The sequence below is a fragment of the Streptomyces microflavus genome (assembly GCF_014650075.1).
GTDB lineage: Bacteria > Actinomycetota > Actinomycetes > Streptomycetales > Streptomycetaceae > Streptomyces > Streptomyces microflavus.
Genome location: NZ_BMUG01000003.1, coordinates 198,826 through 214,217 on the forward strand (window position 1 = coordinate 198,826; position 15,392 = coordinate 214,217).

The 15,392-nt window shown below is 69.4% G+C and carries 13 protein-coding genes; 9 read left to right on the forward strand and 4 right to left on the reverse strand.

Annotation, left to right across the window (positions count from 1 at the left end):
* Nucleotides 1–4: 4 nt before the first annotated feature.
* The 4 genes from IE264_RS09885 to IE264_RS09900 form a co-directional block, all read right to left on the reverse strand.
* Entirely contained in the window at nucleotides 5–2,098 is a 2,094-nt protein-coding gene (locus tag IE264_RS09885; protein ID WP_015612621.1) for an MDR family MFS transporter, read from the reverse strand.
* Between the two features lie 57 nt (nucleotides 2,099–2,155).
* Entirely contained in the window at nucleotides 2,156–3,016 is an 861-nt protein-coding gene (locus IE264_RS09890; protein WP_051821813.1) for a hypothetical protein, read from the reverse strand.
* A 110-nt stretch (nucleotides 3,017–3,126) separates the two neighbouring features.
* Entirely contained in the window at nucleotides 3,127–3,390 is a 264-nt protein-coding gene (locus tag IE264_RS09895; RefSeq protein ID WP_015612623.1) for a hypothetical protein, read from the reverse strand.
* A 201-nt stretch (nucleotides 3,391–3,591) separates the two neighbouring features.
* Nucleotides 3,592–4,806 carry a PucR family transcriptional regulator gene (locus tag IE264_RS09900; RefSeq protein ID WP_031123478.1) on the reverse strand — a complete coding sequence of 405 codons (1,215 nt, stop codon included), beginning with the start codon at nucleotides 4,804–4,806 and terminating at the stop codon, nucleotides 3,592–3,594.
* A gap of 631 nt (nucleotides 4,807–5,437) precedes the next feature.
* Here IE264_RS09900 and IE264_RS09905 point away from each other — a divergent pair.
* The 9 genes from IE264_RS09905 (at nucleotide 5,438) to IE264_RS09945 (ending at nucleotide 15,391) form a co-directional block, all read left to right on the forward strand.
* The gene (locus IE264_RS09905) at nucleotides 5,438–6,370 is read left to right on the forward strand and encodes a hypothetical protein (protein WP_032756945.1); all 933 of its coding nucleotides are present in this window, start codon (nucleotides 5,438–5,440) and stop codon (nucleotides 6,368–6,370) included.
* 199 nt (nucleotides 6,371–6,569) lie between these two features.
* On the forward strand, nucleotides 6,570–7,226 hold the full coding sequence (locus IE264_RS09910) for a hypothetical protein (RefSeq protein ID WP_032756944.1): 657 nt from the start codon (nucleotides 6,570–6,572) through the stop codon (nucleotides 7,224–7,226).
* A 310-nt stretch (nucleotides 7,227–7,536) separates the two neighbouring features.
* Entirely contained in the window at nucleotides 7,537–9,084 is a 1,548-nt protein-coding gene (locus IE264_RS09915; protein ID WP_032756943.1) for a DUF6801 domain-containing protein, read from the forward strand.
* A 327-nt stretch (nucleotides 9,085–9,411) separates the two neighbouring features.
* Entirely contained in the window at nucleotides 9,412–10,410 is a 999-nt protein-coding gene (locus IE264_RS09920) for an ABC transporter ATP-binding protein (protein WP_032756942.1), read from the forward strand.
* Nucleotides 10,407–11,261, forward strand: a complete 855-nt coding sequence (locus IE264_RS09925; RefSeq protein WP_015612629.1) for an MlaE family ABC transporter permease — start codon at nucleotides 10,407–10,409, stop codon at nucleotides 11,259–11,261. Before IE264_RS09920 ends, IE264_RS09925 begins: the two co-directional genes overlap by 4 nt.
* A gap of 5 nt (nucleotides 11,262–11,266) precedes the next feature.
* The gene (locus IE264_RS09930; protein WP_015612630.1) at nucleotides 11,267–12,070 is read left to right on the forward strand and encodes an MlaE family ABC transporter permease; all 804 of its coding nucleotides are present in this window, start codon (nucleotides 11,267–11,269) and stop codon (nucleotides 12,068–12,070) included.
* Nucleotides 12,070–13,350, forward strand: coding sequence for an MCE family protein (locus tag IE264_RS09935; RefSeq protein WP_032756941.1), 1,281 nt, complete (start codon nucleotides 12,070–12,072; stop codon nucleotides 13,348–13,350). The genes IE264_RS09930 and IE264_RS09935 overlap by 1 nt, the downstream gene beginning before the upstream one ends.
* Entirely contained in the window at nucleotides 13,347–14,378 is a 1,032-nt protein-coding gene (locus tag IE264_RS09940) for an MCE family protein (RefSeq protein ID WP_031123486.1), read from the forward strand. Before IE264_RS09935 ends, IE264_RS09940 begins: the two co-directional genes overlap by 4 nt.
* Nucleotides 14,375–15,391, forward strand: a complete 1,017-nt coding sequence (locus IE264_RS09945; protein WP_032756940.1) for an MCE family protein — start codon at nucleotides 14,375–14,377, stop codon at nucleotides 15,389–15,391. Before IE264_RS09940 ends, IE264_RS09945 begins: the two co-directional genes overlap by 4 nt.
* Nucleotide 15,392: the final 1 nt, after the last annotated feature.

Consider the following 15,392-nt stretch of genomic DNA (forward strand, 5'->3'; position numbering starts at 1 on the left):
GGGGTCAGGCCGGTGCCCCCACCCGGGTCGAACCGCCCGGGTGGGGCGCCGGCGACAGCTCCTGGGCCAGGTCCTCCGCCAGGAGCCGCTTCGCGATCGTGTCCACGGCGACCCGGAGCCGGCCGTCGTCGGGCGGGGCCCCGTCCTCGGCGAGCCGTTCGTTGAGCCAGCGGCCCCAGGCGTCGGAGATCACCGTCGCCTCGCGCCGCCCCGCCGCCGTATGGGAGAAGATCCGGCCGTCCCCGGTGAGGTAGCCCTCCTCGATCATCCGGTCGAAGACCGGCACCAGGACCTCCGGTGGCAGGCGGTGCCGGGCCGCGATCAGTCTCAGGCCCGCGTGGCCGACCATCCGGGTGAAGAGGTCCACCTGCATCACCGCCCAGGCCCCGGCCATGTCGAGCCGGGTGTCGGACCCCGCGGTGATCCGCCGGGCGGTGTCCGGGCCGGCGCTGTGCAGGATCGTGGCCACCGCGATCTCCAGGAGCTTCTCGGAGTCGCCGCTGCCGGGCTGGGCGAAGCCGTCACCCATGTCCGTCGACGCGAGCCGGGCCGAGTCCCGCAGCTTCACCTCCTTGAGGAACAGCGCGACGACGAAGCCGATCAGCGCCACCGGAACCGTCCACAGGAACACGGTGTGCAGCGTCTGCGCGTACGCCTGTGCCAGCGGTTCCGCCTGGGCGGCGGGCAGCGCGTGCAGGGCCTGCGGGCTCTGGGAGGCCCGGGCCAGGACCGCCGGGTCACCGCCCGCGGCCACGGCCCGGCCGATCCCGTCGGCGAGGTTGGGCCCGAGCGCGTTGGCGTAGATCGTCCCGAAGACGGCCGTGCCGAAGGCGCTGCCGAGCGTACGGAAGAACGTCACGCCCGAGGTCGCCGTACCCAGGTCCGCGTACTCGACGGTGTTCTGCACGGCGATCGTCAGCACCTGCATCGCGAGCCCGATGCCGAGCCCCAGCACCACCATGTAGAGCGACTCCACCCACACCCCGGTGCCGGGCCCCATCCGGGAGAGGAGGAACAGCCCGGCCGCCATGACCAGCGTCCCGACGATGGGGAAGATGCGGTAGCGGCCCGTCTTGCTGACCACGTTGCCGCTGAAGATGGAGGCGACCAGCAGGCCCACCACCAGGGGCAGGGTCCGCACGCCCGAGAGGGTCGCCGAGTCCCCGTCCACGTACTGGAGGTAGGTCGGCAGGAAGATCATCGAGCCCAGCATCGCGAAACCGACGATGAAGCTGAGGATCGAGCAGACGGTGAACACCGGGTTCCGGAAGAGCCGCATCGGCAGCATCGGTTCCTTCGCCCGCGTCTCCACCCGGCGGAACAGCGCCAGGGCGACGATCCCGGCGACGAACAGCCCGATGATCATGGGCGAGCCCCAGGCGTACTCGTTCCCGCCCCAGCTCGTCGCGAGGATCAGCGCGCTCGCCCCGACGGCGACGAGCGCGATGCCGGTGTAGTCGATGACCGGCCGTCCGGCGGCCTTCACCGACGGGATGTTGCGGGCGGCGGCGATCACCACCACGATCGCGATCGGCACATTGACGTAGAACGCCCAGCGCCAGGTCAGATGGTCGGTGAACAGCCCGCCGAGCAGCGGCCCGATCACCGTCGAGATACCGAAGACCGCCCCGATCGCCCCCTGGTACTTGCCGCGCTCACGCAGCGGGATCACATCGGCGATCAGCGCCATCGACGTGACCATGAGGCCGCCCGCCCCGATGCCCTGCATACCGCGCCAGATGATCAGCAGCAGCATGTCCGAGGCGAGACCGCAGAGGAACGAGCCGGTGATGAAGACGATCGCCGAAATCTGGAAGATCAGCTTCCGTCCGAACAGGTCACCGAACTTGCCGACCAGGACGGTGGCGACCGTCTCGGCGAGCAGATACGAGGTGACCACCCACGACACATGCTCGGCGCCGCCCAGCTCCGAGACGATCGTCGGCAGGGCCGTCCCCACGATCGTCTGGTCCAGCGCCGCCAGCAGCATGCCGAGCACGATGGTGGCGAAGACGATGTTGCGTCGCCGCCGGTCGAGGAGGGGCGGCGGCGCGGCGGAACTCTGCGCGGCGGGGGCTTTCTCGCTGGCAGTGGTCACGTCTGCACCCTCACACCGCCCCCCGCCGCCCGCATGCGGGGGCAGTCCGGACGGGGGTCAGCCGGTCAGCGAGGCCAGCGACCTCTTGAGCCGCGCGACGAACGCCTCCCTGACCTCCTCGTCCACCCGGTCGAGCGAGAGATACGGATTGAGGTCCTCCAGCTCCACGAGCAGCAGCTCGCCCTCCGCCGTACGGCAGGCGTCGACCCGCTGGATGCCGTGCGCGAGGGAGTTCCACTCGATGAAGCGCCGGGCGAACGCCAGGTCCGCCGCGTCGGCCGCGTACGGCTCCAGCACCCACCGCCGCTCCGGGTCCGGCGCGTACAGCGCGTACTGGAAGTCGTGGTCGACGAAGTAGAAGGACACCTCGTAGCGGAAGTCGATCCGAGGCTGCACGAGCAGCGCCCCCGCACCCTCCCGCTCCACCTCGCCCGCGACCTCCGCCCCACCGACGAACCGCAGCCCCACCGAGTCCGCCCCCAGCTTCGGCTTGACCACGTACTCCCGGGCCTCCGGCAGCAGCCCCAGATCCGCCGCCCGGTCCACCGTCGGGATCACCGGGAACCCGTCCCGGCTCAGCTCCACCAGATACTCCTTGCCCGCCACGTCCCCGCGCCCGTCCAGCGGGTTGTAGACCGGCACCCGCAGCTCCAGGGCCCGTGCGCGGAACGCGTCGTACGCCTCCCGGTAGTGCAGGACGGGCCCGCTGTTGCGTACGAGGGCGATCTCGAAGCGGTCCAGCAGCGCGGCCGCGTCCCGGGGGTGGCAGAGCGCGACGTCGAACTCCTCGCGCAGCCGGGAGGCCAGGAAGATGTCCTCGTCGCAGTAGCGGCGCCCGCGCGCCTCGTAGGCGAGATCGGTGACGAGGAGGAGGGCGGGGCGGCGGCCTTCGCTGCCGGTCAGGAGCACGGGGGACATGGGGATCTCCGGGGTGGTCGGGGAGGGAGGATCACTATCCCTGACGGCCCCGCCCGGGCCCCCGCCGGGCCCGGCTCCGACACCGAGCGGTCCGGTGCGCCCACGTCCGGTCAGGAGAACGAGCCGGGACCCACCGCCAGCCTGGGGTGATGAGCGGCCAGGATCTTGTTGGCGCGGGCCAGTTCGGACAGGGCCTGTTCGCGGTCGGCCTGGTCCTCGATGCCCAGCCGGGGGCCCCGGAACCTGCGGACCTCGCGGGCCGCGCAGTCGGCCTCGAACTCCGCCTCCAGGATGTGCGGCGGGATGCACGAGCCGATCAGCGCGGCGACCCGGTCCGGGATCGGCACGGGGACGAGGAGGTGCGAGGCGGTCATGGGGTGTTCCCTCTCGGATGGTTGGCCAGGAGGCGGTACGTGAGTGCTGCCGCCGGATGAGCGGCAGACTCCTCCCTGTGTACGGGACGCGGTTCCGGATTTCTCGTCGGATACGTCTCCGTGTCGCAACCGTTTGGGACTGACCGTCTATTTCGCCTTACGCACGGGTAAGTTGACCTGTCGCGCCGAACGTGATCCGGATCAGGGGGATGTGCCGGACGGGCGGGCGCGCAACCGCAGCGCGCGCAGCACGGCCTCGGTGGCGAAACGGCTCTCCGGATCGACGAGTTGATCACCGAAAATGGTCTCCAGGCTGCGCATGCGGTAGCGCACGGTCTGTGGGTGCACATCGAGCAGTTCGCCCATCTGGGCCGCCGTGCCCCGGGTGTCGAGCCAGATCCGGAGCGTCTCGATCAGCCGCTCACGGCGGGTGGCGCTGATCCCCGCCACGGCGGCCAGTTCCCGCTGGGCGAGCTGGTCCAGCAGGGCGGGGTCGGAGAGCAGCCACAGGGTGATGAGGTGGTCCTCGCAGCGGATCAGCGGGGCGTCGTCGATCACGCCGGCGTCGACGAGTTCCAGCACCCGGCGGGCCCAGCGGATCGAGTCGCAGGCCAGGGCGGTCGGGACGGTGAGTCCGATCGCCGCGTGGCTGGCCGGCAGGGCCTGTTCCAGCATCGATCTTCGTGCGGTGTCCAGGGCACCGGGGATGAGTAAGTGCGGCTGCGGGTCGCTGAGATCGAGGAGGATGTCCCGGTCGGCGCTGAGCCGGTCCAGACCGGCCGGGGCGCGTACGGCGACCAGGGTGACCTCGTCGGGCAGCGCCCAGCCGGTCTGTTCGCACAGGTCGGCGATGGCGCTGCGGGGGGCGGGCCGCCCGGCGAGGATGAGATGGAGCAGACGGCGGCGCAGCGCCTCGCTCTGCTCCCCGGACTGCGACTGGACCTCCAGGAAGCCCTCGCGGGAGAGCGATTCCAGCTCGTCGACATAGGCGAAGAGCGCGTCGGCGAAGCTGAGCATCAGGGTGGGGGAGAGGTGGTAGCTCTGCCCCACCTTCTTCGCCCGCCGCAGCGCCACCCGCGCGCCGAGCCGGTAGGCGCCCTGGAGGGTGTCCATGGTCCGGCCCTCGTACGCCTCGAACCGCCCGAAGCGCCGGCACATGTCGTCCCGCAGCGTGGTGGGAGCGGTGGGCTCGGCCACCAGGTCGACGAACGAGGAAAGGCTCTGCTCCACGCCGACCCGGATGGCCTGGCCGTTCGGTCCGTCCAGCAGCCGGGCGTATTCCGGATAGGCGCGGGTGACCTCCACACCGATTTCCTTGATGAGACTGGGGAGTTCGGGCCGCATGATCGCGGCGAATTCCTGGGGGAGCGGCCCCAGGGGGTCATCGGTGTCCAACGGCTGTATGAGGTGTGCCATGCCATGTCCCCTCTGCTCTCGGCGCCCGGTGGTGGGGTGAGACGGTGGGGGAAAGCGCTCCCACGAACCGACAGGTGCGGACCAAGTCCGCGACGAAGATAGACCACGGAACAGGCACTGCACACCACTTGGACAAGATCGGAGTGCAGGGGGCACGCATCGTGTCCGTGCGGCGGGACTTCCGTGCAGGTCGGGCGGTACTACGCGCTTTCGGACAATGAATTTCGGCCGTCTGCTCCGCCGGTGACAAGGGCGCCGACGCGGGCCGGAGGGCGTTCCCGGTGGACGCGGGAGGCCGGGCTGCGGCAGCCGGCCCGTATTCCGGAGCCTCCGGATGCGCATTCCTTGATAAAGGGGTGACCCGCGGTTACTCATTTACGGATCAAAAACAGGGCTGCGCAAAAATTCTTGTACGGACGGATTGTGTCGCTGTGTTTCCCGCGAGTAACATCACGCTTCGTTCAATTCGGACATGAAATCTGCCCGAAATTTGACGCTCAGATCTTCCTCCCCCGGGTCCACCCCGCGGCTCCACCACTGCCGGCATCTGTGCCGCGGTGCGGGCATGCGTCGGAGAACCGGTCAACTTCGCGCACGAGGCCGCAACCCGGCGGCCACAAGAGGGGACGACATGAGATCCGTTTCCAACCGCACCCGCATAGGGCTGCTCGCCGCATTCACGGCGTTCAGCGCCGTGCTCTCCACCGGCTCGGCCGCCGCGGCGACCGAGCTCAACGGCGACTGGGCGCCGTTCGACCGCTGCCCGGTGGACGCGCCCGCCATGCTCGCGGCGGACGGCATCACCAACATCGCCACCTGCATCTCTTCGAGTTCGGTCACCGGCTCCATCACGCTCGGCAAGAGCGTGGTTCCCACCGGCAACAGCGATCTGCAGCTCGGCGTCATCCAGCACAACAACGGCACCAGCACGCTGGTGGCGCCCCCCGAGGGAGCCCTCACCGCCGATCCGGCCGTCGTTCCCGGGGGGCTGCTCGGGCTGATGTGCCCCAGCGCCATTCCCTTCGTCACCGCCATCTGCCGCCAGTTGACGGACAACAACCTCAACCGGATCACGGCCACCATCGAACCTGCGGGCGCGCCGAGAGACTTCAATATGGTGGCGGCCTTCTCCACCGGTGAGCCCATTCTCACCATTCCGGTCCGCATCCATCTCAGGAACCCGTTCCTCGGTGACAAGTGCTACATCGGCACCACGGCCAATCCCGTGCTTCTCAAGCCGCAGAATCTGAACGCCCCGAGCCTCTCGCTCCAGCGGTTCGCGGCCGACGGAACCCGCGACGACGAAGGGGAGATGGGCCGGTACACCTTCGCCGGCGCCGACCAGGGCGATGCCACGTTCGCCGTACCGGGGGCGAGCGGTTGCGGAGCCGGACTCCTGGACTGGGCGGTCAACCTCAAGACCGGTCTCCCGTCCGCCGCCGGCAAGAACAGCGTGAAGCTCAACGACACCTCGACCTATTTCGGCAGCCCCTACGACCCGGTCGGCCTGGCGCCGAACGAGGGCAGGAAGCTGTCCGAATTCTGGCACTCCGCGGTGCGGTAGCGGCCGATGCCCCCGAACCCCCCGAGGGCATTGCGGAACCGGAAGAAGGAGGTGGTGCGACAGCCGCCTGATCGCTCCTGACAGAAGGCGAACCGGAACGAGCCGCGCCTTCTCCGGTCCAGTTCGAAGCGTGCCGCCCGGATTCCCGGCGCGCACGTCCACTCGTATCCCCAACGGGACAAGAAAAGGGAGTAATTCCATGATCAAGCGATCCGGTGTACTGACCGCGATAGGTGCCGCTGTGGCATCCGTCGCCCTGGCCGTTCCGTCGGCCGTCGCCGCGCCGACCAGCTGGACCATCACGCCGACCGGTGCCTTCACCGGCAGCGCGGGCGTGACCGTCCTGACCGACAACAACGGCAACAAGATCCAGTGTGCGACCTCCGCGGCGTCGGGCTCCGCCCCCACCTCCCCGGTGGCCGGCTCCCCGGCGCAGCTCGCGTCCATCTCGGCGATCTCGTTCAACTCGCCGTGCACCGGGCCGTTCAGCTCGACGTGGACCGTGACCACCACGCCTCCGTGGCAGATCTGGGGTCTCGACTACACGGCGGGCGCCGGCACCAACTCCACCGGCCAGGTGACCGGTGAGATCCGGGCGATCAAGGCGAAGGTGACCGGGAGCAGCCTGCTGGGCCCCTGCACCTTCGACGTCACCGGCAAGGTGGCGGCCAAGTACAACAACCCGAGCACCGGCGGGAGCAACGGCACGCTCAACACGGCGGGCGGCGGTCTCACGCTGGCCATCGCCAACAAGGTCGGCGGCGGCTGCGGCATCGTCGGCACCACCGCCAGCTTCCAGGGCCTGTACACCATCGTGAACACGGCCTCCGGCAAGTCCCCGGTCATCAGCGGCTGATCCACGCCGGTGACGAGCGGCAGATGAGCGTGGTGCCCGGCCGTGCGCCCTCGGCGGCCGGGTACCACCACTTTTCTCCACTCACGCGATGACAACTCCGCAGGGCGGAATTGTCATCGCGTGCCAAAAACCTTGCTCCCGTGAAACGGCGGAATTCCCGGCTCTTCCCAGGTGCCCGATGGTGTGCGTAGCGTACCGGTCGGTAGGAGGATCATTCCGAGTCCGCCCGAAAGGCCGTTGCCGAGAAGTGGACCCCATTTCGCAGCCATCGAACCGATGGGCCCGCGCGCGCCGGAAGGACACCATCCGTATGACCGTCGATGCACGCGCCGCAGCGAGACGACCGCTCCATCTGGCCGTGGGCGGGGCGCTCGTCGTCGCCACCGCGCTCATTCCGAGCGCCGAATCGGTGGCGGCCGATCAGACGTCCGAGGTCACCATCCCCTATACGTGCCAATTTCCCTCCGGCGCGGAGAAGGCGGACGTCACGATCAAGGCGGTACTGCCGGTCTCGGCGGGGGCGGGGGAGGTGATCCGCCCCGCCGACGTCTCCGTCGAAGTGGGCCTGGAGCGGTCGGCGCTCGTCCGGTTCACCGCACTGGAGGCGACCACCCTGTCGGCCGTCGCCGAGCTGACCGTACGCAACTCCGTCGGCGAGCACGCCGCCGACGCCTCGTGGCAGCAGCTCGAAGCCCCCGCGGTCGACCTGCCGGCCGAGGACGAAGGGCAGGTGGACAGCCAGGGCGTAGGCGATGGTCAAGGCGCAGGTGGCGTCGTGCTGACCGCCACCGGAGACGTCCCCACCGTCGCGTTCGGCAGCCCCGGACGTGCCACGATCACGCCCGCCGGGCTGGGCCTCACCCTCGCCTCCTTCACCCAGGACGGCACCCCCACCTCGCCCCCGGAGCTCGCCGTCACCTGCGAGCCCGCCGACGACGAGGAACGCCCGCTCGCCCGCATCACCGTCCGCGACAGCACCGGCCCGGCGGCCCCTTCACCGAGCGACCCCGCCCCCGGTGAAGGTGCCTCGGAGCCTCCCGCGAAGCCCGACCGGCCGGCCCCCGGTGTCGACCCGGACGCCCACCGGAAGATCGACGACCTCACCGAGGCGCGGCTCGGAGCCCTCGACGACGAGGACCCCGGAAGCTGCCCGATCGAGATCCCGCCCGAGTGGGTGATGACCACCGCGGAGACGTACGCCGCCGGGTACGCCAACGCCGTGAAGCTGGACGGGGCAGCAGCGCTCGGGCCCGCGTTCATGAAGGTGGTCCTGAACAAGCGGTACATCAACGACTCCTGCGCCTCGACCGTCGACGTCACTTCCGAGGTGGAGTTCGAGTACGAGGGGAAACGGCAGCTCCCGCCGACGAAGGCGACCTTCCTCAGCTACGGGTTCATGCCGACCACCGCCACGATGGTGCTGGAACAGGTGGGGCCCCCGGCCGTCGTCCAGACCCACACGGTCACCAACACCCCGACCTACCCCGAGGAATCGACGGTCACCGCCCAGCTCTCCATGCGCCTGTACGACGTGAAGGTGAACGGCGTACCCCTGGACGTGGGCCCCGACTGCCGCACCGAACGGCCCTTCGAGCAGGTCCTGAAGGGGTACGGCCAGAGCTATCCGCCGGCCGGCTATCTCGTCGCGTACGGCGGAAACCTCACCGGCTACGCGCACATCCCGCCGTTCAAGGGGTGCGGGGTCGGCGAGGACCTCGACCCGCTCTTCACCTCGGCCATCTCCAGCGTCGGCAAGAAGGCCGACAACTACACCAAGATGACGCAGGCACCGCTCTGCGTGGCGACCAACCCCGAGGGCCCGGACTGCCCGCCGAAGGTGCCGAAGCCCGAGCGGTGACCGCGCCGGCGGTGAGGTGAACCGGCTCCCGCAGCCCTTCCGGTCGTCGTCCGACCGGGAGGGCTCCTTGGTGCGGAATGACACCGGCCACCGCGCCGGAACTCATCACCGATTAACAGGTTTGGCGCGCCGATCACTCACTCGGAAACAAGTAATCCGGACGCCGCGATCACGCCGCAGAAAGTTCTGTATCCAGTATTGCGAAGTCAGGTTACCGAGCCGTAGCGTCCCGGGTGAGCGGCCCGAAACCCTTCCGTACCTGCTTGTTTTCCGACAGCCGGAGCGCTGACAGATGACCAAAGTCACCACCACTTCGAAGGAGGGCCGATGGGAATCGAAGTAGTCGTCGAGGGCCTGACGAAGTCCTTCGGCAAGCAGAACATCTGGCAGGACGTCAGCCTCACCCTCCCCGCCGGTGAAGTGAGTGTCATGCTCGGTCCTTCCGGTACCGGAAAGACCGTGTTCCTGAAATCCATCATCGGACTGCTGAAGCCCGAACAGGGACGCGTCCTCATCAACGGCGTCGACATGGTGAACAGCTCCGAGCGCGACATCATGGAGACGCGGAAGCTCTTCGGCCTCATGTTCCAGGACGGGGCCCTCTTCGGCTCGATGTCCCTCTTCGACAACATCGCCTTCCCGCTGCGTGAGCACACCCGCAAGAAGGAGTCCGAGATCCGCCGCATCGTCATGGAGCGGATCGACATCGTCGGACTGCTCGGCGCCGAGGGGAAGCTCCCGGGCGAGATATCGGGCGGCATGCGCAAGCGGGCCGGCCTCGCCCGCGCCCTCGTCCTGGACCCGCAGATCATCCTCTGCGACGAACCGGACTCCGGACTGGACCCGGTGCGCACCGCGTACCTCTCGCAGCTCCTCATCGACCTCAACGCGCAGATCGACGCGACGATGCTGATCGTCACCCACAACCTCGACATCGCGGCGACCGTCCCCGACAACATGGGGATGCTGTTCTGCCGCAACCTCGTCACCTTCGGCCCGCGCGAGGTACTGCTCACCAGCGACACCCCGGTCGTCTCCCAGTTCCTCGCCGGACGCCGCGAGGGGCCCATCGGGATGTCCGAGGAGAAGGACGCCGCGACCCTCGCCGCCGAACAGCAGCTCAGCGACTCCCTCGGCGGATCCCGCACGATCGCCGCGCCCCGGACCGTCGTCCCGCAGCTGGAGCCCTCGCCCGGGATGCCCGTACGCCAGGGGGCGCTGCGCCGCCGCGAGCGGGTCATGGCGATGATGGGCCAGCTGCCGGAGGCCGCCCGTACGGCCATCCTCAACAGCTACGCCCCGGCCGCGGGGGGTGCGAGAGCGTGACCGCCCCGATGCCGGTGCGACCGCCCGAGCCGCCCGAGAAGCTCCCACCGGCCCCCTCCAAGGCCCCCGAACAGCGGCGCCCCAGTCGGCTGCTCGCCCCGCTCCGGGAGACCGGGAAGCTGTTCGCGCTCGGCATCGCGGTGGCCCGCGCCATCTTCCGCAGGCCCTTCCAGTTACGTGAGTTCATCGAGCAGTTCTGGTTCGTCGCCAGCGTCACGATCCTGCCCGCCGCCCTCGTCTCCATCCCGTTCGGCGCGGTCATCGCCCTCCAGGTCGGCTCGCTCACCCAACAGCTCGGCGCCCAGTCCTTCACCGGCGGCGCCAGCGTCCTCGCGGTGATCCAGCAGGCCAGCCCCATCATCGTGGCGCTGCTCATCTCCGGCGCCGCGGGCTCCGCGATCTGCGCCGACCTCGGCTCCCGCAAGATCCGCGAGGAGCTCGACGCGATGGAGGTCATGGGCGTCTCGCCCATCCAGCGCCTCGTCGTCCCCCGCGTCCTGGCCACCATGCTCGTCGCCGTCCTGCTCAACGGCCTGATCTCCGTGGTCGGCACCCTCGGCGGCTACTTCTTCAACGTGATCATGCAGGACGGCACCCCGGGCGCCTACCTCGCGAGCTTCTCCGCCCTCGCCCAGCTGCCCGACCTGTACGTCAGCGAGTTGAAGGCCCTCATCTTCGGCTTCATCGCGGGCATCGTCGCCGCCCACCGCGGCCTGAACCCGCGCGGCGGCCCCAAGGGCGTCGGCGACGCGGTCAACCAGTCCGTCGTCATCACCTTCATGCTGCTGTTCTTCGTGAACATGGTCCTCACGGCGATCTACCTCCAGATCGTCCCCGCGAAGGGGGGCTGAGGGAGATGGCGATGCTCAGCTGGCTCGACCGGTCCGGCGACCAACTCACCTTCTACGTCCGGGCCCTGGTCTGGATCCCGCGCACCCTGCGCCGCTACCTCAAGGAGGTGCAGCGGCTGCTGGCCGAGGTCGCCTTCGGCAGCGGCGGGCTCGGAGTCATCGGCGGCACCATCGGTGTGATGGTCGCGATGACCCTCTTCACCGGCACGGTCGTCGGCCTCCAGGGGTACGCGGCCCTCGACCAGATCGGCACCTCGGCGTTCACCGGGTTCATCTCCGCCTACTTCAACACCCGGGAGATCGCCCCGCTGGTCGCCGGGCTCGCCCTCTCCGCCACCGTCGGCGCCGGCTTCACCGCCCAGCTCGGCGCGATGCGGATCAACGAGGAGGTCGACGCCCTCGAAGCGATGGGCGTGCGGTCCATGCCCTACCTCGTCACCACGCGGATCATCGCCGGGGTCGTCGCGATCATCCCGCTGTACGCGATCGGGCTGCTCTCCTCGTACCTCGCCTCCCGCTACATCACCATCTTCTTCAACGGGCAGTCGGCGGGCACCTACGACCACTACTTCAATCTCTTCCTCTCCCCGACCGACGTGCTGCTGTCGGTGCTCAAAGTGCTGATCTTCAGCGTGCTGGTGATCCTCGCCCACTGCTACTACGGCTTCCACGCCACCGGCGGCCCCGCCGGAGTGGGCGTGGCCGTCGGCCGGTCGGTGCGCAACGCGATCGTCATCATCAGCGTCACCGACTTCTTCCTCTCGCTCGCCATCTGGGGCGCCACGACGACGGTGAAGGTGGCCGGCTGATGAGTCCACGCACCGCACGAACCGTCCGCCGCAGAGCCGCCGGAGTCGCCTTCCTCCTGGTCCCCGCCGTCCTGGTGTGGGTCTCGGTCTCCGTGTACGACAAGGACTTCACCGACGACGCCACCGTCACCGTGCGGACGGGCCCGGTCGGCAACGAGATGCACGACAACGCGGATGTGAAGCTGCGCGGAGTCGTCATCGGGCAGGTCCGCTCCATCGCCACCGACGGCGAAGGGGCCCGCCTCACCCTGGCCATCGACCCGGACAAGCTGGAGCACATCCCCGCCGACGTCACCGCGCAGATGCTGCCCACCACCCTCTTCGGCCAGCGGTTCGTCGCTCTCGTCCCGCCCCGCATCCCCTCCGCGCGGACCCTGAGCGCCGGAGCGGTGATCCCGCAGGACCGCTCCAGCAACGCCATCGAACTGGAAGAGGTGCTGGGCAACGTCCTGCCGCTGCTGACCGCCGTAAAGCCGGAGAAGCTCTCCGCCACCCTCGGCGCCGTCTCCCAGGCGCTCGAAGGGCGCGGCGAGAAGCTCGGCGAGACGCTGACCACGCTGGACGCCCACCTGAAGAAGTTCAACCCCCAACTCCCCACGCTCAACGAGGACATCAAGCAGCTCGTCAAGGTCAGCACGCTCTACGCGGACGCGGCCCCGGACGTGCTCGACGCCCTCACCGACGCCACCACCACGAGCTCCACCATCGCCGAACAGGAGGCGCAGCTCGCCGCGTTGTACGGCACCACCACCGCCTCCGCGCGCGATGTCACCTCCTTCCTGCGGGAGAACAAGGAGAACCTCATCCGGCTCTCCTCCACCGGCCGCCCCACGCTCGAACTCCTCGCGAAGTACGCCGATTCGTTCCCCTGCACGCTGCGTACGGTCGCCGGGTTCGTGCCCGCCATGGACAAGGCGCTCGGCAAGGGGACCGACGAGCCGGGGCTGCACGTCACGGTCAAGTCCGTGCCCGCCAAGGGGAAGTACGTCCCCGGCAAGGACACCCCGGTCTACGACGCCACCGGCGGCCCCCGCTGCTACTCGGTGCCGTACGTCGGCAAGGGAGTCCCGACCGCGGACTCCCGCAGGGCCGCCGACGTCACCGCACCGCCCCCCGCCGCCCAGGACACCGCCCTCGGCCTGCCCAACTCGCCCCAGGAGTCCCAGCTCGTCAACGAGCTGGTCGCCCCCTCACTGAAAGTCCAGCCGCAGACCCTGCCCGACTGGAGCAGCGTGCTCATCGGTCCGGCCTTCCGCGGTGCGGAGGTGAAGCTCAAGTGAAACGCCGCTCCCTCGCGGGACCGCTCACCAAGTCCCTCGTCTTCGTCCTGGTGACCGTCCTCGCCACCACCGTCCTCGGGCTCTCCATCGCCAACACGGGCGTGGGCGACACCACGACGTACAGGGCGCGGTTCACCGACGCCACCGGGCTCATCCCCGGCGACAGCGTCCGCATCGCCGGGGTGAAGGTCGGCCAGGTCGAGTCCGTGCGGGTCGCGGACCGCAGGGTCGCCGAGGTCACCTTCGGCGTACGCAAGGGGCGTACGCTCCCCGCCTCGGTGACGGCGTCCATCAAGTACCTCAACATGGTCGGCCAGCGCTATGTCGACCTGGACCGGGGCGCCGGGCCGGTCGGCCGGACCTTCGCCGCCGGGGCCACCATCCCGCTCTCCCGCACCACCCCGGCGCTCGACCTCACCCAGCTCTTCAACGGCTTCCAGCCCCTGTTCGAGGGGCTGTCCCCGCCCGACGTCAACCAGCTCGCCGGCTCCATCGTGCAGGTCCTCCAGGGCGAGGGCGGCACCGTCGACTCCATCCTGCGCCACGTCGGCTCGCTCACCACCACCGTCGCCGCGAAGGACAAGGTGATCGGTGAGGTGATCAAGAACCTCAACACGGTCCTCAAGACGGTCAACGACCGGGAGGCCGGATTCGACGACCTCGTCGTCACCCTGGAGAAGCTCGTGTCCGGCTTCTCCGGCGACCGCAAACCGCTCGGTGAGGCCGTGACGGCGATGGGCGCCCTGACCACGGTCACCGCGGACCTCTTCCAGGACGGCCGCAAGCCGCTCAAGGACGACATCCGCCAACTGGGGCGGCTCAGCGACCAGTTGGGGAAGAACACTCCGCAGATCGAGAACTTCCTGATCAAGACCCCGGCCAAGATGGCGGCGATCAGCCGCCTCACCTCCTACGGGTCCTGGCTCAACCTCTACCTCTGCGAGGCCAAGGTCGGCGGGGTGGCCACCGACGACGGCTCCACGCCCCCCACCGGCATCGCCATCACCCAGCCGAGGTGCCTGGCATGACCCTCACCCCCATCCGGGAACGCAACCCGGTCGCCGTCGCCCTCGTCGGACTCCTCGTCCTCACCCTCCTCGCCCTCACCGCCTGGCGCGCCGACTCCCTGCCCTTCATCGGCGGCGGCACCACGTACAGCGCCGACTTCACCGAATCCGCCGGGCTCTCCGACGGTGACGAGGTGAGGGTCGCCGGAGTGAAGGTCGGAGAGGTCACCGGGGTCTCCCTCGACGGCCCCCGGGTGAAGGTCGACTTCAAGGTCGAGGACGCCTGGATCGGCAACGCCTCCACCGTGGGCATCGCCATCAAGACCCTCCTCGGCGAGAAGTACCTCGCCGTCGACCCCCTCGGCAACGCCCCCCAGGACCCCGGCTCCCGCATCACCGCGAGCCGCACGACCTCCCCGTACGACGTCACCCAGGCGTTCGACGGGCTGGGGGAGACCATCGGGGAGATCGACACCGAGCAGCTCGCCAGGAGCTTCGAGACGATCTCCGCCACCTTCAAGGACTCCCCGCCCCACGTCCGCAGCGCCGCGGAAGGGCTCTCCGCCCTCTCCCGTACGGTGTCCGAGCGCGACGCCCAGCTCGCCACCCTGCTCCAGGGCAGCAAACGCCTCACGAAGACCCTCGCGGGGAAGAAGAGCAGCTTCGAGACCCTCCTGGAGGACGGGAACCTGCTGCTCGGCGAGATCAAGGCCCGCCGCGACGCCATCCACCTGCTGCTCACCGGCACCCGCGACCTCGGCACCCAGCTCACCGGTCTCGTCGAGGACAACGACCGGCAGCTGGGGCCGACGCTGGCCTCGCTCGGCCGGGTCACCGCCGTCCTTGTGAAGAACCGCAAGAGCCTGGACAAGGTGCTCGCGATGGCCGGCTCGTACAGCCGGCTCGTCGGCAACACCCTGGGCAACGGCCGCTGGTTCGACACGTACGCCTGCGGGGTCGTGCCCAGGAACTACCTCCCCGCCGGCACACCCCCGGCGACCGGATGCATGCCACCGAAGCAAGGCGGCCGCTGAC